Origin of the sequence: Candidatus Poriferisodalis sp. (assembly GCF_965208555.1) — a bacterium.
Classification (GTDB): Bacteria; Actinomycetota; Acidimicrobiia; order Acidimicrobiales; family Poriferisodalaceae; genus Poriferisodalis.
Map to the genome: position 1 here is coordinate 1,107,795 of NZ_OZ242342.1, position 20,988 is coordinate 1,128,782.

Genomic DNA, 20,988 nt, shown 5'->3' on the forward strand with positions numbered 1-20,988 from the left:
TCGGCGCGCTGTCAGATTCCGGGTCGCCAGCGGGCAGACTCATGGGCGGTGCCGCCCGAAACCTCCACCGACGACGAGCGGTCCCCCTCCGCGCTCCAGTCGCCTGCCGGCTATCTCGGTGACCTGTGCGGTCGCCATCAGATCGTCCTGCTTGGCGACCAGGTCGGGGTGCGGCAGCATCTGCAGTTCCTGGCGAGCACGCTCGCTGAGCTGGCCGACAACGGCGTGGAGAATCTTGCCTGGGAGTTCACCAACTCACGTCGCCAGGCTGATCTCGACGCCTTGGTGAACGCGGCTGATTGGGACGGCCGCGCGTGCGCGGATCTCTTCGTCGATCTGCTCGGGGTCGGCTTCGGCTACCAGGAGTACGCCGACGTGCTGCACGCGGTCTGGACACACAACGCCGCAGAACGTCGTCGAGATGCCGATCGCCGGCCGATCCGCATGATCGCGTTGGGCCTGCCCTCCTACGTCGAAGATCCCGACCTGCTGGACGGCCGCTCGGCCGCTGAGCTGGAGCTGCGGAACTGGGCGCTCGGAGGGCACTACCGGGACATGTCCGCGTTCCACGCAGCCAGCGTGCTCACCACCGAGGTGCTGCGCCGGGGAGAACGGGCGCTCGTGTACATGAACGTCGTCGCCACCACCACCGACCTGGTGGAGTGGGTCGACGGACTGCCGACGACTTCGGCGGGCAACCTCCTCTGGCGCTGGATGCGCGACGGCTGCCGGCGAGTCGTGTTCCACGGTGCAGTGGCCGACCCGGCCGCCACCGAACGCGTCGAGGAGCTGATCTCGCGCTCGCCGGAGGGACGGGGCAACACCGACATCAGCTTCGGTTTGGACCTGGCGGCCTCGACGCTCGGCAGCGTCGCGATGACGCAGGTACACGGCTCTCACACTGGCGTCGACGCCTCGCTGCGGCTGCGCGACGTGGCCGACGGCTACGTGTATCTCGGGACGCGCGCCAGCTGGGAGCCCTGCACCCTGATCGACGACCTGATCACCGACGAAAGCTTCGCCAGCGCCGAAGCCCGCTACCGGGCGCTCGATCCGCGGCCGGAGCCCTACAGCTCCGACGAGCTCGACGAAGTGCGTCGCTCGGGGCAGCAGGAGCTGTCCGAATCCTGGCCGCCCCTGCCCGAGCCGCCCGAGGAGCCGAAGCGACGCTTCGCCCGCTTTCGCAAGACCGACTCATAGCCCACGCCATGCAGCACCGCATCGACGAGATCCCGCTGCCCTCACCGCCGGCCCGGGGCCGCCTGTTCGTGACGAACTTCTCGGCCGTCGGGCCCGATCCCCAGGCCGCCCTCGACCGTATCGGTGCGACGTCGCTGCTGTGCCTGCTCACGCCCGAGGAGATCAGGCTGCGCTATCCCGACTATGTGCCGTGGCTGGTGACCCACATGCCGCCGTGGTTTGCTTCGCAGCTCGATCAGAGAGACGTGGACGAGTTCCTCGCGGAGCACGCCGAAGAATTCGGCGACTTCAATCTCGACGACGTGCGCTTCAACAGCGATCTGGACGCGCGCGCCATGTGGCTCCCGATACCCGACGGCGGCATCATCTTCGACGGTGCGCTGATGGGTGCCGTCGCCTACGTCAACGACTCGCTCTACAAGGGCACCAACGTGCTCGTGCATTGCGGTGCAGGCATGGCGCGCACTGCAGTCGTCGGCATCTTGACCATGATCTCCCTCGGTGCCGATCCGTCGCAGGCACCCGACGACTTCCGGGCTGCGCGTCCTGGAGGCGGTCCGGACGGCCCTGCCCAAATGCTTCAGATCGCGCGCCTCATCGAGCGGGCCCAGCGCCTGATCCCGTTCGACTGACTCCGTCTCTAGCTCGGCTCAGCGCGCTCGGCGGTGCCGTCGTGTTCTTCCCAGCGCCAGCCGGAGCGAACCATGACACAGCGACGGCGTGGCCCGGGTGCATCCAAGTCGCCGTCGGGGAAAGCTGCGTCGCCCACGTACACGGCGATGTGGCCGGGGTCGGATTCCGGCGACGGGATGATCTCGGTGTGGAAGCACGTGTGGCCGTTCACCGAGGCCAGCACATCCGCTGCTCGGTTGAAGCCTGACAGCCAGGTGAGCGTCACAAACGTGGGCGTGACGAATTCGATCTCGCCGGCTGCTCGCCGCTCCAGTGCCGATGCCGGAGACACCCAGGCGTGGTCCAAGATCTCGTTGCCGTCGACCCGCACCTCCTCCAGATCGGCCGGCGCCTCGCAAACAAAGAAATGCGTCGAGAACCGCTTCGGGCGAATCGGCGGCGGCAGCCAGTGGGCAAAGTGGATGAGCTCGGCGCCTGACAGGTCGATGCCGGCTTCCTCTTTGGCCTCGCGGACAGCGGCGGTGCGGTAGCCGCGTAGGTCAGCTACGAACATGCCATCAGATCCGCCGGCGGTACGAGGGTCACACGGGTCGACCACGTCGCCGGGCACCTCCCGATCGGGCGGATCCACCCGGCCGCCGGGAAACACCCACATGCCGCCGAAGAACCCGCGCGAGTTGCGCCGCAGCATGAGCACCTCGATGTGCGCTCCAGCATCACTGGCAGCGAGATCGAATCCGTGGCCGGGCGCCGCCGCCGGCTCGGCATCGCGCAGCACGACGACCGTCGCCGCGTCGATCGGCCGGGGCGGGGGCGACGCCTGGGCTGGATCGTTCACGCAGTGTCCTGGGTGCGCCGCTCCAGCCGGTCCGAGCCGGCGTCCATGCCGGGCAGCGGGCGCGAGACGTAGCCGCTGTGCTCCGCCAGCAACTGCACCACCATCTCCTCGGCTTCGGCCCAGTCGTGGGCGCGCGGCCCGTCGACATCGGCGTTGTAGGGCTGGTCGAAGGCGATGGCGTGTCCACCAGCAGCACGAATGTCGGTGATGTGGTGCGGTGCGTCTTCTATGTACGCGTCAGCGTTCACCATCGCCTTGTCGGCCACGAAGCAGATGTCGCGGTACGGGATGCGCTGCCGGTCGAGCCACTCGACCGTGTCGCTCACCGTGACCCGGTGTCCCCAGCTCACGTACAGGCGGTGCGTCAGGATGCGGATCCACACACCGGCGTCGGAGAGCCGCCACAGCGCCTCTGAGCAGCCTTCCATCGGTTCCATGTCGCGGAACATGCGGTAGTCGACCACTGCGATGCGGTGCAGCTTCTCGAATTCGCCGTCGGTGAGATCCCATTCGGTGAAGTTCCAGCCGCGCACGAGCGGCAGAGATTCTTCGGGAACCCCGCGCTCGGAGGCCACGACACGGCGGAATGCCTCGGTGTGCTTCCCGCACACACCGTCGAGATCCACTGCCAATACGAACGCGGGCATCTCTGCAACCTAACAACGCGGCCTGTGTTCGCTCGGGTGCATTGCCGTGGTTCCTGCACCGGCCCAGCCGCCGCCATTTCCGCCACTCGCGCATTCCGCGGCGCTGCACGCCACTGAGCACACTTGGCGGCGTCACCCGCCGCCGGGGTGCGAAGCTGTGGCGGATGCCGACCGATGCCGGAGAGCGCAGCGTTCACGACCTTGGAGGCGTGACCGGCTACGGGCCGGTGCCGCACCATCCGGCGGAGCCGCCGTTCCACGCCGACTGGGAGAAGCGCGTGTTCGGTCTGCTGGGTGCGGTCACCTCCACGACCGCTCGCCGACCCGGCGAATTCCGGTACGCCCTGGAGCGCCTGCATCCCGACGACTATTTCAAGAACGGCTACTTCGGGCGCTGGCTGGCCGGTTTCGAGGTACTGCTTGACGAGTACGGCGTAGTCAGTCGCAGCGATCTGGCCCTCCGGATGGCCGAGCTGAGGGATGTGGCTTTGCTGGAGGCCGGACGCAGAGACCTGATCCCTACCGCGACCTCTCAGGCGACGCCGGCACGGCGGGTCGCCCCTGTCGCCGACCGCAATCCGGCACTGCTGCCGCCCGACCGACCGACTCCGACGCCGCAACGCCGGACGGTTCGGCGCGAACTCGCTGATCCGCCTCGATTCAACGTGGGCGATCGCGTCGTCGCTGCAGCGCCTGCGCAACCGGGCCACACACGGCTGCCGGGTTACGCAGAGAACAAGCCAGGCATCGTCGTGAAGCTCCACCCCGCGGAGGTGCTGCCCGACAGCACAGCGCACAACAGGGGTGAGCGGCCCCAGCACGTCTATTGCGTGGGCTACGACGCCCAGGCGCTGTGGGGCGATGAGGCCGAGCCGAACACCACCATTCACGTCGACCTCTACGAGTGCTACTTGAGACCGACACAAGACTGAGCTGCCGGCAACGGAGGAACCGATGCACGACGAACATGGATCCGGGCACGCTCACGATCACTACGACGCGTCATCGCCGCAGATCCGCGTCGAGGCGCTGGAAGACCTGTTGGTGGAACGAGGCATCGCCGACCGTGAGCGGATCGACGCGACCATCGAGCGCTTCGAGCACGACGTCGGCCCGATGATCGGTGCCGAGTTGGTGGCCCGAGCCTGGGCCGACGCCGGCCTGCGAACACGCCTGCTCGACGATGCCGACGCCGTCGTGGCCGAGCTGGGTGTGCGCGGCGCCGAGATCGAGCACATCGAGATCAAGGCCAACGAGCCCGGGGTGCACAACGTGGTGGTCTGCACGCTGTGCTCGTGCTACCCGTGGGCCCTGCTCGGCTTGCCGCCGAATTGGTACAAGAGCCCCGCGTACCGGGCACGCATGGTGCGTGAGCCACGAGCGGTGCTGTCCGAGATGGGCTTGCAGCTCGAACCTGACATCGAGCTGCGAGTCTGGGATTCCAGTTCGGAGACGCGCTTCCTGGTCCTGCCCGAGCGCCCCACGGGCACCGATGGGTGGTCCGTCGAGCGCTTGGCAGAACTGGTGACCAGGGATTCCATGATCGGCGTGGCACGGGCGGCCGATCCCGGCAGCGCCTAGGGCGGCTCCCATGAGCATCGACCTGCTGGAAGGCACCCTCACAGCGCCGCCACGCGACAACGGCGAGCTGGTGTTCTCCGAACCGTGGCAAGCCCGGGCATTCGGACTGGCAGCCGACCTGGTCGACGGCGGCTGCTTCACGTGGGATGAGTTCCGCGTCCATCTCACCGAGGCCATTTCACGTTGGGAGACGGCATCGGGCGGCGGCGAAACGGCCGAGCCGTGGGACTACTACCAGTGCTGGCTGAGCGCACTCGAGCACACAGTGGCCGAGCGTGAACTGCTGAGCCGTGATGCGGTCGCTGATCGCGCTGCCGCCTACGCCTCCCGACCGGCCGGCCACGACCACTGAGCCGGCTGCCGAAACGGTCCGCGCACGTTGGCCCCTGCCAGCACGCGCCCAATCTGCGCGGGTGTCAGACTGTGCCTATGAGCACCGTCACCTTCCACGACCCGCGAGGTGAGGCCAAGACCGCGCCCGAGCCCTACGCGCTCAGCACGCAGCTTGACAAGCCGATCACGATCGGCCTGGTCGCCAATGGCTTCCCCGACAGCGTCCGCTTCCTCGACCACGTCGAGAAGGCGCTGGCCGAGCGGCTGCCGTCCGCCTCGTTCAACCGCTACGACAAGGGCGACGCGTCGTCGGTGGTGAGCGAATCGATGCTCGACGACATCAGTGCCGAGTGCGGCGCAGTGGTGGCCGCATACGGCCATTGAGGCAGCTGCACATCTGGCACCGTGCGTGACAGCATCACCACCTCCCGAGCGGGCATCCCATCCATCGCACTCGTCACCGATGCGTTCTGGCCACAGGGCGACTTCGTGGCCGCCGCCACCGGCATGCCGTCGGTCCCCCGCATCCGCCTGCCCCACCCGGTGGCGGGCAGCGGCGAGGACGCCATGGCCAAGGTGGCCGCCGACATCGCGCCGCAGATCATCTCGATCCTGACCGGCGCGACATCGAACTAGACCAGCCGTGAACCTGCTGGAGGCCCGCAGCGAGGCCGACGCGCTCGAGCAACTGCACGCGCTCGGGCTCACCGACGGCTTGCCAGTCGTCATCCCCACTCCTGAGCGTGTGGCCATGATGGCGCTGGCCACCGGCCTCGACCCCGATCTCGAGTTGGGCGTGATGGGACCCGCGCACGGCGTAGCGAGCGTAGAGAAAGTAGCTGCGGCTGCCGTGATGGCCGGTTGCCTGCCGGATCACATCCCCGTTGTAGTCGCCGCTGTCCGGGCGGTGTGCAAGCCCGAGTTCGACCTCACCGAGATGCAGAGCACGACCCACTGCACCGCGCCGCTCATCGTGGTGTGCGGGCCCGCCCGGCACCAGTGCGGCGAGGTGGCATCAGGTTTCGGGGCACTGGGGCCCGGCCACCGGGCCAACGCGTCGATCGGCCGGGCGCTGCGGCTGGCGATGATGAACATCGGCGGCGCTCGCCCCGGCGTGTCGGACATGGCACTGCACGGCCATCCCGGCAAGTTCACCTACTGCCTGGCCGAGGACACCGAGAACGGCCCGTTCCCGCCGCTGCACACGACGTACGGGTACGCCGAAGACGACAGCGCCGTGGTGGTCGTCGGGGCCGAGGCGCCGCACTCGACGATCTTCACCGGCGATGCCGACGATCCCGAATCTGCCAGCCGCCTGCTGAACGTGATTGCCGCCGTGATGGCCAACCCGGGCAGCAACAACGCCCATCTGCGCCACGGCGCGGTCACCGTGATCATGAACCCCGACCACACGACGGTGCTGGCCCGCGCGGGTTTGACCCGCGAGGACATCCAGGCCGAACTGGCTGCCCGTGCAACCAACACGGCAGCCACGCTCGCCCATGTCGGGTCGGCCTTCTATCTCGACCGGGACGGCCCGCCGGATGAACTGATCCCGATCTTGAAGGACCCCAGCAGGATCGTCGTCTTCCAGGCGGGCGGCTCGGGTCTGTACACGATGGTGATGCCGTCGTGGTGCGCCGGCCCCCACCAGAACCCAGTCGTCCACGCCGAGATCGACCTCGACCAAGCGTGCGAGGTGCCATGGGCCGAGGAAGGAGCTTCCTGATGAGCGACGCGCCCCGACCGCACGGCGGGCTGTGGTTCGAAGAGCTGACACCTGGCCTGGTGATCCATCACCGGCTGCGGCGCACGATCACCGAAGCCGACAACGTCATGTTCACCACCATGACCATGAACCCGGCGGCGCTGCACCTCGACTTCGAATACGCCCGCACCGAGACACAGTTCGGCAAGCCGCTGGTGAACTCGATGTTCACCGCTGCGGTGGTTGTGGGGATCTCGGTGCATGAGACCACCCACGGCACGACAGTGGCCAACCTGGGGTTCGAGCGCATGGACTTTCCTGCGCCCGTCTTCCACGGCGACACGCTGCGGGTCGAGAGCGAGGTGGTATCGGCTCGCGCCTCGAAGAGCAAGCCCGACCAGGGCATCGTCCTGTTCGAGCACCGCGCCTACAACCAAGACGACGCGCTCGTCGCCATCATGCGCCGCAACGCGCTGATGTGGTGCACGCCGAATTCCTGAGCACTGCGCAGCAGCTCGCCGACGGCGTGCTGTTCGAGCGCGCCCTCGACGTGGACGAGTCCGGCGAGGTGCCGACCGACAACCTGGACCTCTTCCGTGATGCAGGCTTCTATGGCCTGTGGACACCCCGAGAGATCGGCGGCTGCGGGTTCGACGAGCTCGAGCGGCTCGCGATTCTCGAAGCGCTGGCTGGCGGTTGTCTGACCACTGCATTCGTGTGGGCGCAGCACGGCGGCGGCTCTGCCAACGCAGCGCGGATGCCGTCCGGATCGCCGCTGTATGAGCGCTGGGCCCGAGCGCTTGCCACCGGCCAGGCCCGCGGCGGGGTGGCTTTCGCGCACATCCTGCGGCCCGAGCCGTGCCTGTTCGCCGAACGCTCGGGCGAGGGCTGGGTGCTGCGCGGCGTGGCGCCGTTCGTGACCGGTTGGGGCCACATCGACGCCGTGCTGGTGGCCGCCCATGAGGCGGACCGCCTGGTCTGGATGCTGCTGCCCGCGGACGAAGCCCCGACGCTGACCTCACGGCGGCTGCGCCTCGCCGCGGTGGACTCGTCGGTCACCGTCGAGCTGCACTTCGACGGCCACGCTGTCGGCGACGGCGATGTGGTGGAGGTCATCGACTACCAGGACTGGCTGTCGTTCTACCGGACCGGGTTGCGCACCAACGGGGCGCTGATGCTCGGCGTGGCCGGGCGGGCGCTCAAGCTGCTCGGCCCGTCCCCACTCGACGCCGAGCTGGACGCGGCACGCACTGCGCTGCATGCCGCCGAGGTGGACGAGATGCCCGATCGCCGGGCGCAGGTCGGCTACGTCGGCATACGAGCCACCAGTGCGCTGGTGTCATCAGTAGGCGGCCGGGCGATCACGCTCGGCCATCACGCGCAGCGTCTCGCCCGCGAAGCGCTCTTCCTGCTGGTGCAGGGCCAGACCGCCGACATCCGGTCAGGCCACCTCCGCCGCCTCGGCGCCACCGAGGGCCGGCTCTAGGGCAAGCCTGCACCTGGGACGTCCACCCGGACTGTCTCGATCCGGCCGAGCGCAGGCGAGTCTGCTGGAGGCCGGGACGTGGGCGCGGTGACCATGTACAGCGTCCGGCGGTCGTCGTCGCCGAGCATGCAGGCGAAGCAGTTCAGCTCCAGCTCGATCACGTCGGTCACCTCGCCGCCGTCGACCACCCGGAAGCAGCTCGCATTCAGCGGGTCTGCCACCCAGATGCCGCCGGCTTCGTCCAAGCAGATGCCATCGGGCACCCGCTCACCCAGTTCTGCGAAGATCCGCCGACCGCTCAGCGAACCGTCGGGCTCGATGTCGAACGCCGTCATCCGGCGGCCGTAGCTCTCCGCGATGACCATGTGGCGCCCGCTCGGATCGATGACCGTGCCGTTGGGAAAATCGAAGCCGTCGGGACCCGGCCGTGCGATGCCGTCAGGGCTCACGATGGCGAGCGTCGCCTGGGCGAACGTCTCCCCCACGCTGTCGTCGAACCCGAAGTTGCCGACATAGGCCGTGCCGTCGGCGGCCACCACCATGTCGTTGCAGGGCCCGCCCGCAATGCCGGACAGGTCGGCATGCAGCGACTCGTTGCCCTCCGCGTCCAGCCGGCGAAGTTGGCGGTCCAGCATCGAGACGAACAGCAGGTCCCCGTCGGGCAGCCAACCCAGCCCGGACGGCTGCGTCGGCACGGCGTGCACGAGTTCTTCATGGCCATCGGGAGTCACCGTGAAGATGCCGTGGCGGTAGAAGTCGGAGTACCACAGCTTGCCGTCGCGCCAGCGCGGCCCCTCCCCGAACCTCAGCCCCGTCACCACCACATCAGTCGTCGTCATAGCCGCCGACGCTAGTAGTGCGTTCCCAGTTGCTGCGATGGGTTCGCTTCCCGGTACGAGAACGGCCGCTCCAGCGGTGGACTGGGGAGCGGCAGTGCTCTGGCGCATGCCGGTTCACTGTGCGGTCTCGACCACCCGATCCAGTTCCGTGCGATCGACGAGACGCACTTCGGCTGCGAGCGCGTCTGCGATCCGCTGCAAGGTGCGCGTCGTGGGGCTGGTAGAGCCGCGCTCGATGCGGCTGATGTCCGCTTGGCTCATGTCACAGCGCTGAGCCAACTGTGCCTGGGTCAGGCCGTGCTTGGCGCGCAGATCCATGACCTGCACCGCAATCTTGTACGCGCCAGCGAAGACGTCGGCTTGCGCTGCTGCATCTGAACCGAGTTCGGCCCGGCGGGATGCAACAGCTTCGTCATATGCACGTGCCATCGAAGGGTTCCTTGCCGCCTCGAATATAGGAAACTCACCATATCACGTCAACCTCGACGCCGCTTCTGGCGGCGCTGGCGCTGCTTGAACTGCGCCAGCAGCCTTTGCGCGCGTGCAATCTCGCGCTGCTGGCGCTTGGGGTCTCGGCCCTTGTCGAAGCCGCCCAGCAGCAGGATGATCCTGTTCCCATGGAAGTGCACGAAGACGCGCAGGAGCACAGCTTCCCGCTTGGCTCCCGACCCAGGGGACGCTGCACCGAACATCCGGGCGATCTCATCCGCCTCGTGCCGGATTCGGAACTCGTGAAGACCCTGACCGACGGGCCTGAGCCACTGCGTGCCGGCTAGATCGAGGCCGCGATCCGCGAGGACATGCTCGATCGCCATGTCGAGCGCCGCGAACTTGAAGTCCGACAACGAGGCGGCGAAGCGCTCAAAAGGAACGGTTCCATTGTCGGCCTCGAATACCTCCACGGTCCACATGCCGTCCACCGCGCGGAAACTACCGATGGCGTATGGCCCGGTCGGGGGGATTTTCAAGCATGAGGCGGCGGCACCATGACCCTGACGCTCGATACCGCCCTCACGCCCGGCCACGAGGTCACCGTCGGCGTGAGCGCAAGGGATCACCCAGGTCGGCCGCTCGCGGCAGGTATATGCAACAACACACTTAGGTGGCTGTGGATGTGTGTTTGATCATTTGACGAGCGCGAATCATCTGGTACACTCTGGCCCCAGCAGTCTCGTGAGTGAGGCCACCTGCATGGACGCGGGCGGCCTCAGTGATGTGGATCCAGAGAGGTGGCCGACGTGTCTGTGACCCCCCCCCCCCCCCACTTCGGCAGCCAGCTTCGATGAACTGGTCGACGCGAGTCGGCATCAAGCGATATCGCAGGACGAGAGCGGCGTTCGCGGCCGCACTGCTGGCAGCGGCGCTGCTGCCGCTGGTCGCCACCGCACCGGCGCAAGCGCAACCCACTGAGACGACACTGGTCTCGAATACGGGTGAGAGCAGCCCATCGGCTGGCAGCCCTTTCACCGCGCAGAGCTTCACAACGGGCACGCAGGGCGCCACGGTCTCGGCAATCCAGCTCAAGCTCAGCGGCCACAGCGGTTCGGCGTCGGTCAAGCTGCGCGGGAACACGACCAGCGGCTGCCCGACTGGCATCAACAACTGCCCGGGTGATCTCGTGGCCACGTTCGCAAACCCGTCCAGCATTTCTGCTGGGATCAATACCTTCATCGCGCCAGCCGGCACCACGCTTGCTGGCGGCACGACCTACTGGGTGATGATCCACGAGGGCGTCAGCGGCGACCGGCGGAACATACCCACCACGAGCTCCAACAATGAGACGGGCGAGTCCGGCTGGACCATCGGCGACACCCGGTTGGTCCGCACCTCCGAGTCGGGCAACTGGCGCAGCGAGACAGCGTCAGCTGGGATCGCGATCAAGGGCACACTCATCACGCCGACGCTCGTCGCAGCCGAGTTGAACGGCACCAAGCTGACCATGGAGTTCAGCGAGAATCTCAAGACTTCATCGGTGCCAGCGCCAGGTGACTTCCACGTGACGGTGGCCGGCAACCGCCGCAATGTGGCCTCTGGCGGCGTGGCGATCGCCAACAAGAAGGTGACGTTGACGCTGGCCTCGGCAGTGACGGTCGGGCAGACGGTGCATGTGCGCTACACGAAGCCGACGGGCGCATCGGCCATGCCGTTGAAGAACACAGCCGGCGTCGACGTGGAGACGTTCACCGACCAGCCGGTGACCAACAAGACAGCGCCGGTGATCTCGAGCATGGAGATCGTGTCGGGACCACGGACCTCAGATGGTGTCGGCAACTTTGTCTACGGGGCAGGTCAGTCGATTGTGGTGGCGGTGACCTGGAACGGCCCCGTGTCGTGGGACCTGAGCGCCGACAACGCTGAACTGCGGTTCCGCATTCAGGTGGGCAGCGGCAACAAGACAGCGAAACTCGTGACTGACGGCGCGACGAGCGGCACCGCGACGACGCTGTGGTTCAGCTACGCAGTACAGAACGGCGACACAGACACCGACGGCGTGGCCGTGGTGCCGCCCACCTCGGGCGGCAACAAGGACAGGGTGGTATTCACCCACAGCGGCGCGAAGCTGAAGGGCGCCGCAGGCACCGATGCCGAGAAAACCAATGCGGGGGTGACCCACTCGGGGCTGACCGCCGCGTCCGACCACAAGGTGGACGGCAGCCGGACGTCGGCAGGGAACAGCACCCCGACCTTCGACGACGGGGACACCGGCACCACTGGCAACGACATGGGAAGCCAGAACGCGTCCTCGAACACCCAAGTGCAAATAGATGACGTCCTGACCTTCTTCAGCGATGCCAACGGCGACAACCTGCGCTTCACGACCAGCGTGACCCGCCCGGATGCACTGAAGTCCCTGAGCTACGTGGCTGATGACGCGGACGGCAAGAAGGACACATTTCGAGCCCAGACCGAGGACGCATGCGTGCTCGAAGATTTGGTGCCTGCGCTGACGCTCAATGCCGCCAACCAGTTCGAGAACGTCTTGACCATCACGGCCACCGATCCTGACGGCGCCAGCGTTTCGGCGACGGCGACGTTGCTCACCAGTTGGACCTGTCGTGAGTTCGTGAGCGCCACGGTGAACGGGGCAACGCTGACGCTGACCTACGACGCGGCATTCCCCACGGCTACTGGCGCCGGCACATGGCTCAACGGCTTGGATGGGGACCAATTCGAGGTGGATGTGGACGGGACCGCGGCGACGCTGGCGCAGGCGGACCCCATGGCCAGCCCGCCGGTCGTACCCGTTGCAGTGAGCGGGGCATCGATCACGCTCACCTTGGCCACAGCCGTGACTCGCAATCAAATCGTCACCGTGAGCTACGAACCGGCGGTCGAGTACTTGGCGCGGGACTTGGCAGATCAGCCAGTGGTCAATGAGCTCAACACCGCGCCCACGGCCGCCGCGATGAACGGGAACACGATGACGGTCACCTTCAACAGAAACCTGACCATCGAGAGCGGGGGCGCGCTGGGAGATCTCGCCTGGGCATTCGCCGCCACCGGCGTGTACTGGCACTCCGACGACGGAGGAGGTGTACCCCTGCGCAACGCCTCGCCCGAGTCGGCAGCAGTCAGCGGCAACACGGTGACGCTGACTTTCGGGGCGGACCACGGCATGACCGTCATCCCGGGACAGCAGGTCATGCTGGCCTACCGCTCAGGGGTCGCAAAGTACTTTGGCGCGGGCCTGTTCGATGCCGACGGCCACAGGGTGCCGAGCGTGTCCGGCTATGCGGTGACGAACTCCACACCCGGCACGGCGGAACCGCTGTTCGTGTCGGGGCAGGTAGCAGGGACGGAGCTCACGCTGACCTTCGACTCCGACCTGGACAGCACATCGGCTCCATCGGGGAGCCGCTTCCGCGTGTCGGTTGACCCGGTCGACTTCTACGGCCCGGGCCGCTCCATCTCGGGCACGGGCACCGCCACCGTCAACGCGAAGACAGTGACGGTCACGCTGGCCTCTGCTGTGGCGCAAGGGGAGTCCGCCACCGTCTGGTACCGGCAGGGCGCGGACGCCGGCCCACTGCGGGCGGCATCCTCGGGGCCGACGGTGAAGGACATCTGGGGATCGCTGGTCAGGGTGCTCGACCGGACTGCGCCAACAGTGGTCGACAGCGTGATCGCCGGGACATCCCTCAGTCTGTACTTCAGCGAGAAGCTGGACACCGGCTCGGAGCCGGCGGCGAGCGCCTTCAGCGTGACCGTGGCCGGCAGTGCCGCGACGGTGAGCGACGTCACGATGAGCGACGACGCGGTCACCCTCACGCTGGGATCCGCTCCGGCCGACAGCGACACGGTCACCGTTGCCTACACCCAGCCCGCGACGAGCCCGATCAGGGACCTTGCGGGCAACAGCGCCCCTACCGACACCAGCGCCCGGACGGTGACCAACGCCGGGTCGACCGACCCGGGTAAGCCATCGCTCGCGGCGACGTCGCCCCCAGTGGCGGATCAGCTTGTGCTGAGGCTCACGTTCGACCAAGCGCTCGATCCGACGAAGGTTCCCGGGGTGGACGCATTCACGATCGGGGGCACGGATCCGAGGAACGGCAACCGCCTCAGCATGAGCATCCGCCATGTCACGGTGCGCGGGTCGAAAGTGGAGCTGAGAGTCACTCCTGGGTTCCACGCCTGCGGGTTCGGTTACACCGTGAGCTACACGAAGCCCAGCGAGAACGCATTGCGCAACGTGTGGGGTACCGAAGCAGATTCGTTCTCGCCGCAGGCGGTCACGAACAAGTGGGTCCACCGGTGCGGTCGCACAAGCGTCTCGGCAACACCGATGAGCGGCCCCCGTGGGAATAGCGGAGCCGACAGAGTGAACCTGGGTTTCGATCGGTCGATGAACCGCCGGCGCGCGCCGAGCCCGGATGGCTTCAGCGTGAGGTCGCGGACGCCCGGGGGTGCCCCAGCGGCGCCTGTCGACGTCGAAAGCATCGAGTTCTCGCCCGACGGCAGGCAGTTGCAAATGGCCTTGAGCCGGCGTCTCGACGCCGGTGAGCAGGTGACGGTGAACTACCGCCAACCTCGCTCCAACGCCGGGTTGTGGGATGCCGACGGCAACCAGATCGCGCCGTTCTCGGCACAGACCGTGGTACCCGGCGCGGTGCCGAAGGTGACCGGCGTCGAGGTGATCTCCGACGCCGGCGACGACGACACCTACGCCATGGGCGAGACCATCACGCTCAAGGTGACTTTCAGCGACGCCGTGAGCGTGACCGGCACGCCGACTTTGGGCATCGACATGGACCCGGCCCATTGGGGCCGCAAGGACGCTGTGTATGCCGGCGGCAGCGGCACTACCGAGTTGACCTTCACCCACGAAGTGATCTGGCCGAACTTCTCCTCCCAGGGCATCGCCGTGCTGGCCGACACGCTCGCCCTGGCCGGCGGCACGATCACCTCGACGGCATCGCAGGCCGATGCCGACTTGTCCCACACCGGTCTCAACCACGACGCCGGCCACAAGGTCGATTGGCGCCAGTCGCCGCCCGATGCGAGCGGCAACCGGGCCCCGATCTTCGCCGGCACCTCGGGCATCCATGACAACGCGCTGCCGGAGACCTGGGTGACCCTGTCGGTGTCCAAGGACGACTTCAGCGACCCCGACGGCGACGAGCTGACGTTCACGCTGTCGGCGAGCCGTGATGACGTGTACGGCCCCGGCGGCTACGGCTACATCGACGGCTATGGACGCATCTGGTTCCGGGCCAAGACCGCCTGTGCACTGGCTGCCTTGGGCACGCCCGCCGGTGGCAAGCACACCACGGTGATCACGTTGACCGCCACCGATCCCGACGGCGCCAGCGCGTCGGCGACTGCGACGTTCCGCACCGATCCCACCGTGTACGCCTGTCCCACGCTGTCGAGTGCCACAGTGGACGGCGTCACGCTCACGATCACGCTCGTCGCCGATGGGGAGCTGCCCCCGAGCTACGACCCGCCGACGGCGGCCGAGTTCGAGGTCAAAGCAGACGGCAGCGCGGTGAGCCTCGCCGACACCGATGCAGTGTCCGCCGAGGGCACCACGATCGTGCTGACCTTGGCGTCGCCCGCGGCGGCAAGCCAGACCGTCACGGTCAGCTACACGCCTGGCGACAGCCCGATGGCGGCAGCCTTCGCCGACCAGGCGGTGACCAACAACACCCCGGCGCCGAACGAGCCCGCGTCACTCAAGAAGCTCACAGAACCCGAGACGCCGGCTGAGCCCGAAGAACCCGCCTGTTCCCCAGACCCCGCCGGCGCCATGACACCCATCTGCGCGGCGGTCAGCGGCAACGAGCTCACGCTCACTTTCAACCGCGATCTCGCTGCCCTCAGCGAGTCGGCGGCGAGATCGCTGCGCTGGGCATTCCTCGTGGACGGCGCCCGCGACAGCCACGGCAACGCAGTCAACAGCCAGTCCCCCAGCGCAGTGACCGTGGACGGCAACACGCTCACGATCACCCTTGGCACCGCCATCGCAGCAGGCAACGACGCCACCGTCAGCTATTACTCCGCCGCAACCGCCAACGCCCTCCAAGACACCGACGACACCCCAGTCGCCGACTTCGCCGCCACCCTCACCACCACCCGGCGCGAATAGCCCCACCTGACTACTCGAAGCTGGGCATGCGACAAGCCTGCGCTCGTGCGGCCGACGACGCACTGGGGCCAACGCCGAGCACCCGACCCAGCCTGAGCGAGACATCCCGACCCCGATCACATCCTCGGGCACGATCAGCTCGTCGTTGATGCCGTCCACCTTGACGAAGGTCCGGCAACTGCCCGCACCGCCGAGTCGGACCCTCGGATTCTGTCCGCGTTGAGTTCGGGCCGTGCGACATCCGGGCGGTATGTTGTGGCGCACAAGGACGCGTCCGCTTGATGTGTGCATATACGCACCGTTATCGGGTGGGGAAGGGTGCTGAGTTGGCTGAGATCGACCGCTTGAGTGCAGAGAACGAGATGCTTCGCTCCCGCCTGTCGGGGCTGACTGAGGCGATTCTGCGCATCAGCGAAGACTTGGACCTTGACGTGGTGCTGCAGGAGGTGGTGGACGGCGCGCGGATCCTCACCGATGCTCGTTACGGCGCAATCACCACGCTCGACGGTGCAGGAGAGCTGCAGGACGTGCTGTTCTCGGGCCTGTCGCCCGAGGATGAGCAGGTCGTGGTGGGTTACGGCAGGGGCATGGAGCTGTTCCGCTATCTCAGCGGCATGGATGAGCCACTGCGGACCAGCGATTTTGTTGCTCACTTGGAGTCGGTGGGGTTCGATGGGCTCGAGCCCCAGATCGGTTCGTTCCTCGGGGCCCAGATCAGGGTGCGGGATCGTCAAGTGGGCGCGATCTTCGTCGGCGAGAAGCACGACGGCTCGGCGTTCACCCATGAGGACGAGGAGACCGTGGAGATGTTCGCCAGCCAAGCGGCGATGGCGCTCACCAACGCCCGCCGCTACGGCGACGAGCAGCGCGCCAAGGCCGATCTGCAGGCGCTGGTCAGCACCTCCCCGGTGGGGGTGCTGGTGGTGGACGCTGCCTCTGAGGAGGTCGTCATGGCGAACCGGGAGGCGCGCCGCCTGATCGGGATCGGGCCCGAGAAAGGGGGCTTCCCGGTCGCGAGCCTCGAACCGCTGAGATACAAGCGGATGGACGGGTCCCAAACTGCCATCGAAGATCTGCCGTTCGAGCGGGCACTGCACGCCGACGAGATGGTGCAGGCCGAAGAACTGGTGATCGTGCGTCCTGACGGCAGCGAGGTGGCGACGCTGATCAACGCCTCGTCGCTTCGCTCTGAAGACGGTCGGCTGATGACGATCATCGCGACCATTCAGGACATATCGCCGCTGGAGGATCTGGAGCGGCTGCGGGCTGAGTTCCTGGCGGTGGTGAGCCATGAGCTTCGGGCGCCGCTGACCGCGATCAAGGGCTCTGCGGCCACGGTGCTCGGCTCGCTGACGACCCCGGATCCTGCTGAGGTGCGCCAGTTCTTCCACATCGTCGAAGAACGCGCCGACCACATGCGGGACCTCATCAACGATCTGCTGGATATGACCCGCATCGAGGCGGGCACGCTGTCGGTGACGACCGAGCCGGCGGACCTGGTGTCGATCATCGACAACGCCAAGAACTCGTTCCTCGGCGCCGGCCACCAGCATCAGATCAAGATCGACTCGATGCCCAACCTGCCGCGGGTGTGGGCGGACCGCCAGCGGATCGCGCAGGTGCTCCACAATCTGTTCTCCAACGCCGCTGCCAACTCCCACGAATGGTCCACCATCACCGTGGAAGCGTCGCTGGACGACACCCACGTGGCGGTCTCGGTCACCGACGAGGGCGCCGGCATCCCACCAGAGCGCCTGCCGCTGCTGTTCACCAAATTCTCGCGAACCCACCGCGAGCACCCCCAGCCCACGGGCACCGGCTACGGCCTAGGCCTCGCGATCTGCAAGGGCATCGTGGAAGCCCACGGCGGCCGCATCTGGGCACACAGCGCCGGGCAGAACCAAGGCGCCCAGTTCACCTTCACCATTCCCGCCCTGGACGAGCCGGCTGCGGTGATCGCCCCAGCGGAACCCGGCGCCGGCACGGTGGCCCGCGCCCCCGCGAAGGTGGAACGCATCCTCGTCGTCGAGGACGACCCTCGAGCGCTGCGCTATCTCCGCAACACGCTCTCACGGGCCGGCTACACGCCCATCGTCACCAGCGACCCGAGCGAGCTCGAACACCTCCTGGCGACCGAGATGCCACATCTGGCAGTGCTGGACCTAGTACTGCCGGGCACCGACGCCTTCGAGCTCATCAGGCGCAGCCCCAAGGTGCTCGAGGTGCCGGTCATCATCGTGTCAGGACGGGGCGACGACCAGCTCGTCGCCAAGGCCTTCGAGCTGGGAGCGGCCGACTACATCGTCAAGCCGTTCTCGCCCACCGAGCTGCTGGCGCGCATCGCGGCGGCGCTTCGCAGGCGCGCGCAGTCCCAGCACACCGAGCCCTACCGGCTGGCCGACCTGACGGTCGACTACATGACGCACACGGTCACCGTCGCAGGCCGGGTGGTGAGCCTCACCCCCACCGAGTACAAGCTGCTCTCAGAGCTGTGCACCAACGCCGGCCGCGACCTCAGCTACGAGCAGCTGCTGGAGGCAGTCTGGGGAGACGGCGCCAGCGGCGACGCCCAGCGTGTGCGCACTTTCGTCAAGGACCTGCGGGCCAAGCTGGGCGACGACGCTCGCAGGCCCACCTACATCCTCACGGTGCCGAGCGTCGGCTACCGCGCCGCTGTCCCCTAGGCGGGAGCTCGCCCCCCGACACCACGCCGCCGGTGCTGGCTAGGCGCGAGCCGCCACCATCTGGTGCTTGATCGGTCCGACGTGCAGATGCGCTATGCGCGATTGCTCACCGTCGAGCTGCAGGCGGTCCAGCAGGGGCGCCACCACCCGGAAGAAGGCTCGCAGCTCCCATCGGGCCAGGTGTACGCCCAGGCAGAAGTGGGCACCGTGGCCGAAGGCAAGATGGTCGTTGGGAGTGCGCTGGATGTCGAAGCGATACGGATCGGGGAATTGGCGCTCGTCGCGGTTGGCTGAGGGGTACCAGATGCCGACGTGCTCGCCTGCCTTGATGGTGTGGCCTCGCAGCTCGGTGTCTTTGGTGCACGTGCGGGCGAACTGGATCACCGGCGAGGTCCAGCGCAGGATCTCTTCGACGGCAGTTTCAACGGCTTCAGGGTCGTCGATGCATTCATTCAGCAGGTCGAGCTGGTCACGGTGCTCCAGCAGGGCGATCACCCCGCCGCTCGCCGCGTTGCGGGTGGTCTCGTTGCCCGCGGCGATCATCAGGCGCAGGTAGCCCACGAGCTGCTGGGGCGTGAGCGGGCCCGACTCGATCTCGGACCGCAGCAGGATGCTGACGAGGTCGCGGCCGTCGGTCCCCTCACGCCGACGGTGGCGGATCAGCTCGCCGATCCACGCGTCGAACTCGCGGATCATGCGGCGCCGCATCTCGTCGCGGGACTCGCCAGGCCGACAGAATCGCTCCAGATCGGGATCGTCGAACAGCGCCGACGTCCACTCGTGCACCTGTTCCCAGTCATCGGCCGATACGCCGACCATCTCGCAGATCGCCGCCAGCGGCAGCTTCACTGCCAGGTCTTCGACGACATCGGCGGTGCCGGTCTCGGCGACCTTGGCCACGAACTCGTCGGCGAAGCGCTGGGCGTGCCGCTCAAGCGATTCGGACCTGCTGCGCATCGCTTTCGGGGTGAACTCCGGCACCACCAACCGGCGCAGGTCCCAGTGGTCGGGACGGTCCTTGAAGATGAAATCCGGCGGCTCGTCGGGATCCCAGCCGATCTCGATGGCTCGCTGGCGGTACCTCGTCCAGAAGCGAGCATCCCGGTCGGCATCGGCCAGACGCAGGCGGCCGCCGCCGTTGATGAAGGTCGTGTTCTGGCCTGAGATCCACTTCACGTCCTCGTAGCGGGTGACGGCCCAGAACGGCACGATGTTGTCGCGCACATACCAGTAGACGGGCGCTTCCTCGCGCAGCAGGTCCCACTCAGCCCACGGGTAGCCGTCTGTGGCATAGCGCTCCGTGTCGTGAATCACTGCCTCGTCGACCTGCATGAATCCGTGCCTCCGCCCGCCAGCCAGCGCTACAGCTCGCATCAAAGGTAGTGGTGTGCCCCACGGCGTCGCCGGGCTGCGGCGCAATACTGACGGCATGAGCACCGGTTCAACTCACGAGGGATCCCCGGCCGACAAGGCAGCGTCCGATCTGCCGGTCGTCTGGTTCGACCGGCCTGCCGGCCGGCTGCAGCGCGAACTGCTGGAGGGTCGGGCGCAGATCGCCGATGTGCGCGGCGACGATCCGCTGGAAGGCATCGAACGGGCCGAAGGCGCCATCGTGGGTGCCGCCATCCGCTACGACCGCACGGTGTACGAGCAGGCGCCGAAGCTGCGGGTCATTGCCCGTGCAGGCATCGGTTTCGACAACCTCGATCTTGACGACGCCACCGAGTTCGGCATCGCCGCCTGCAACACGCCCGACGGACCGACGACCTCGACCGCCGAGCAGGCCGTTGCCCTCATCTTCGCCGTCACCAAGGGATTGAAGGAATCGGCCCGCCGGCTCGAAGCCGCCGAAGGCGACTACTGGGCGCGCCACGGACACCTCGAGCTGGCGGGCTCGACGCTCGCCTTGCTGGGTCTCGGACGCATCGGCGGATATGTGGCCCGGGTGATGTCGGCGGTCGGCATGGACATCGTGGCCTATGACCCGTATGCAGCCGACGAGCGTTTTGCCGAGCTGGGCGCCCAGCGAGCGGCGACGCCCGGCGAAGCGGTTGCCGATGCGCATGTCGTGTCGGTGCATGCGCCGCTCAGCGAAGCTACGCACCATCTCGTGGACGGCGACTTGCTGGCTGCGATGCGCGACGGCGTCTATCTCGTGAACACGTCGCGCGGCGGCCTCGTCGACCAGGACGCCCTGCTGGCAGCTCTGAACGCGGGCAAGGTACGCGGCGCTGGGTTGGACGTGACCGAACCAGAACCGCTGCCGCCAGGCCATCCGTTGCTGGGTCGCCCCGACGTGGTGGTCACCCCGCACGTGGCCTCGGCCACCGTGGCGGGCCGCCGTCGCATCTTCACCCATGCCGTTGCCAAGGTCATGACCGCACTCGACGGATCCCAGCCGCCCAACATGCTCAACCCGCAGGCATGGCCCGGCCGCAACGCCTGATAGC

Annotated in this window: 18 protein-coding genes; 12 read left to right on the forward strand and 6 right to left on the reverse strand. The window is 67.4% G+C overall.

Annotation, left to right across the window (positions count from 1 at the left end; all coding sequences use genetic code 11):
• The first annotated feature begins 48 nt into the window (after positions 1 to 48).
• Positions 49 to 1,200 carry a hypothetical protein gene (locus ACOGXE_RS05155; RefSeq protein ID WP_419932879.1) on the forward strand — a complete coding sequence of 384 codons (1,152 nt, stop codon included), beginning with the start codon at positions 49 to 51 and terminating at the stop codon, positions 1,198 to 1,200.
• Positions 1,201 to 1,208: 8 nt separating this feature from the next.
• Positions 1,209 to 1,832 carry a hypothetical protein gene (locus ACOGXE_RS05160; protein WP_419932880.1) on the forward strand — a complete coding sequence of 208 codons (624 nt, stop codon included), beginning with the start codon at positions 1,209 to 1,211 and terminating at the stop codon, positions 1,830 to 1,832.
• Positions 1,833 to 1,840: 8 nt separating this feature from the next.
• On the opposite strand, the gene ACOGXE_RS05165 is transcribed toward ACOGXE_RS05160, so the two are convergent.
• Positions 1,841 to 2,671, reverse strand: a complete 831-nt coding sequence (locus tag ACOGXE_RS05165) for an NUDIX hydrolase (protein ID WP_419932881.1) — start codon at positions 2,669 to 2,671, stop codon at positions 1,841 to 1,843.
• Positions 2,668 to 3,318 carry a 5' nucleotidase, NT5C type gene (locus tag ACOGXE_RS05170; RefSeq protein WP_419932882.1) on the reverse strand — a complete coding sequence of 217 codons (651 nt, stop codon included), beginning with the start codon at positions 3,316 to 3,318 and terminating at the stop codon, positions 2,668 to 2,670. The genes ACOGXE_RS05165 and ACOGXE_RS05170 overlap by 4 nt, the downstream gene beginning before the upstream one ends.
• Positions 3,319 to 3,482: 164 nt before the next feature.
• Between ACOGXE_RS05170 and nthB the strand changes: the two genes are divergently transcribed.
• The 7 genes from nthB (at position 3,483) to ACOGXE_RS05205 (ending at position 8,426) form a co-directional block, all read left to right on the forward strand.
• The gene (nthB, locus tag ACOGXE_RS05175; RefSeq protein WP_419932883.1) at positions 3,483 to 4,250 is read left to right on the forward strand and encodes a nitrile hydratase subunit beta; all 768 of its coding nucleotides are present in this window, start codon (positions 3,483 to 3,485) and stop codon (positions 4,248 to 4,250) included.
• A gap of 22 nt (positions 4,251 to 4,272) precedes the next feature.
• Positions 4,273 to 4,899 (forward strand): nitrile hydratase subunit alpha, encoded by a 627-nt coding sequence (gene nthA, locus ACOGXE_RS05180; protein WP_419932884.1) that lies wholly within the window; start codon positions 4,273 to 4,275, stop codon positions 4,897 to 4,899.
• A 10-nt stretch (positions 4,900 to 4,909) separates the two neighbouring features.
• Complete coding sequence (locus tag ACOGXE_RS05185; RefSeq protein WP_419932885.1) at positions 4,910 to 5,251, forward strand: nitrile hydratase accessory protein; 342 nt, start codon at positions 4,910 to 4,912, stop codon at positions 5,249 to 5,251.
• Between the two features lie 77 nt (positions 5,252 to 5,328).
• The gene (locus ACOGXE_RS05190; RefSeq protein ID WP_419932886.1) at positions 5,329 to 5,868 is read left to right on the forward strand and encodes a UGSC family (seleno)protein; all 540 of its coding nucleotides are present in this window, start codon (positions 5,329 to 5,331) and stop codon (positions 5,866 to 5,868) included.
• A gap of 7 nt (positions 5,869 to 5,875) precedes the next feature.
• On the forward strand, positions 5,876 to 6,961 hold the full coding sequence (locus ACOGXE_RS05195; RefSeq protein WP_419932887.1) for a hypothetical protein: 1,086 nt from the start codon (positions 5,876 to 5,878) through the stop codon (positions 6,959 to 6,961).
• Complete coding sequence (locus tag ACOGXE_RS05200; RefSeq protein ID WP_419932888.1) at positions 6,961 to 7,440, forward strand: MaoC family dehydratase; 480 nt, start codon at positions 6,961 to 6,963, stop codon at positions 7,438 to 7,440. The genes ACOGXE_RS05195 and ACOGXE_RS05200 overlap by 1 nt, the downstream gene beginning before the upstream one ends.
• Positions 7,419 to 8,426: an acyl-CoA dehydrogenase family protein gene (locus tag ACOGXE_RS05205; RefSeq protein ID WP_419932889.1), complete on the forward strand. Its 1,008-nt coding sequence runs from the start codon at positions 7,419 to 7,421 to the stop codon at positions 8,424 to 8,426. The genes ACOGXE_RS05200 and ACOGXE_RS05205 overlap by 22 nt, the downstream gene beginning before the upstream one ends.
• Here ACOGXE_RS05205 and ACOGXE_RS05210 read toward each other — a convergent pair.
• The 3 genes from ACOGXE_RS05210 to ACOGXE_RS05220 form a co-directional block, all read right to left on the reverse strand.
• Positions 8,423 to 9,265, reverse strand: coding sequence for an SMP-30/gluconolactonase/LRE family protein (locus ACOGXE_RS05210; protein WP_419932890.1), 843 nt, complete (start codon positions 9,263 to 9,265; stop codon positions 8,423 to 8,425). The genes ACOGXE_RS05205 and ACOGXE_RS05210 overlap by 4 nt on opposite strands.
• Before the next feature lie 114 nt (positions 9,266 to 9,379).
• Positions 9,380 to 9,694 carry a helix-turn-helix domain-containing protein gene (locus ACOGXE_RS05215; protein ID WP_419932891.1) on the reverse strand — a complete coding sequence of 105 codons (315 nt, stop codon included), beginning with the start codon at positions 9,692 to 9,694 and terminating at the stop codon, positions 9,380 to 9,382.
• A gap of 47 nt (positions 9,695 to 9,741) precedes the next feature.
• On the reverse strand, positions 9,742 to 10,290 hold the full coding sequence (locus tag ACOGXE_RS05220; RefSeq protein ID WP_419932892.1) for a hypothetical protein: 549 nt from the start codon (positions 10,288 to 10,290) through the stop codon (positions 9,742 to 9,744).
• 257 nt (positions 10,291 to 10,547) lie between these two features.
• On the opposite strand from ACOGXE_RS05220, the gene ACOGXE_RS05225 reads away from it, so the two are divergent.
• Both ACOGXE_RS05225 and ACOGXE_RS05230 read left to right on the forward strand, forming a co-directional pair.
• Complete coding sequence (locus tag ACOGXE_RS05225; protein WP_419932893.1) at positions 10,548 to 15,854, forward strand: SwmB domain-containing protein; 5,307 nt, start codon at positions 10,548 to 10,550, stop codon at positions 15,852 to 15,854.
• 326 nt (positions 15,855 to 16,180) lie between these two features.
• The gene (locus ACOGXE_RS05230) at positions 16,181 to 18,538 is read left to right on the forward strand and encodes an ATP-binding protein (RefSeq protein ID WP_419932894.1); all 2,358 of its coding nucleotides are present in this window, start codon (positions 16,181 to 16,183) and stop codon (positions 18,536 to 18,538) included.
• 39 nt (positions 18,539 to 18,577) lie between these two features.
• On the opposite strand, the gene ACOGXE_RS05235 is transcribed toward ACOGXE_RS05230, so the two are convergent.
• Complete coding sequence (locus ACOGXE_RS05235; protein ID WP_419932895.1) at positions 18,578 to 19,870, reverse strand: cytochrome P450; 1,293 nt, start codon at positions 19,868 to 19,870, stop codon at positions 18,578 to 18,580.
• A gap of 97 nt (positions 19,871 to 19,967) precedes the next feature.
• Here ACOGXE_RS05235 and ACOGXE_RS05240 point away from each other — a divergent pair, with 97 nt between their 5' ends.
• Positions 19,968 to 20,984 carry an NAD(P)-dependent oxidoreductase gene (locus ACOGXE_RS05240; RefSeq protein WP_419932896.1) on the forward strand — a complete coding sequence of 339 codons (1,017 nt, stop codon included), beginning with the start codon at positions 19,968 to 19,970 and terminating at the stop codon, positions 20,982 to 20,984.
• Positions 20,985 to 20,988 lie beyond the last annotated feature (4 nt).

What these genes read in the sequence shown, in the direction of transcription:
- ACOGXE_RS05170 (WP_419932882.1), bottom strand. Translation starts at nt 3,318, where the DNA reads ATGCCCGCGTTCGTATTGGCAGTGGATCTCGACGGTGTGTGCGGGAAG.
- ACOGXE_RS05215 (WP_419932891.1), bottom strand. Translation starts at nt 9,694, where the DNA reads ATGGCACGTGCATATGACGAAGCTGTTGCATCCCGCCGGGCCGAACTC.
- ACOGXE_RS05235 (WP_419932895.1), bottom strand. Translation starts at nt 19,870, where the DNA reads ATGCAGGTCGACGAGGCAGTGATTCACGACACGGAGCGCTATGCCACA.
- nthB (WP_419932883.1), top strand. Translation starts at nt 3,483, where the DNA reads ATGCCGACCGATGCCGGAGAGCGCAGCGTTCACGACCTTGGAGGCGTG.
- ACOGXE_RS05240 (WP_419932896.1), top strand. Translation starts at nt 19,968, where the DNA reads ATGAGCACCGGTTCAACTCACGAGGGATCCCCGGCCGACAAGGCAGCG.
- ACOGXE_RS05225 (WP_419932893.1), top strand. Translation starts at nt 10,548, where the DNA reads ATGAACTGGTCGACGCGAGTCGGCATCAAGCGATATCGCAGGACGAGA.
- ACOGXE_RS05160 (WP_419932880.1), top strand. Translation starts at nt 1,209, where the DNA reads ATGCAGCACCGCATCGACGAGATCCCGCTGCCCTCACCGCCGGCCCGG.
- ACOGXE_RS05200 (WP_419932888.1), top strand. Translation starts at nt 6,961, where the DNA reads ATGAGCGACGCGCCCCGACCGCACGGCGGGCTGTGGTTCGAAGAGCTG.
- nthA (WP_419932884.1), top strand. Translation starts at nt 4,273, where the DNA reads ATGCACGACGAACATGGATCCGGGCACGCTCACGATCACTACGACGCG.
- ACOGXE_RS05185 (WP_419932885.1), top strand. Translation starts at nt 4,910, where the DNA reads ATGAGCATCGACCTGCTGGAAGGCACCCTCACAGCGCCGCCACGCGAC.
- ACOGXE_RS05210 (WP_419932890.1), bottom strand. Translation starts at nt 9,265, where the DNA reads ATGACGACGACTGATGTGGTGGTGACGGGGCTGAGGTTCGGGGAGGGG.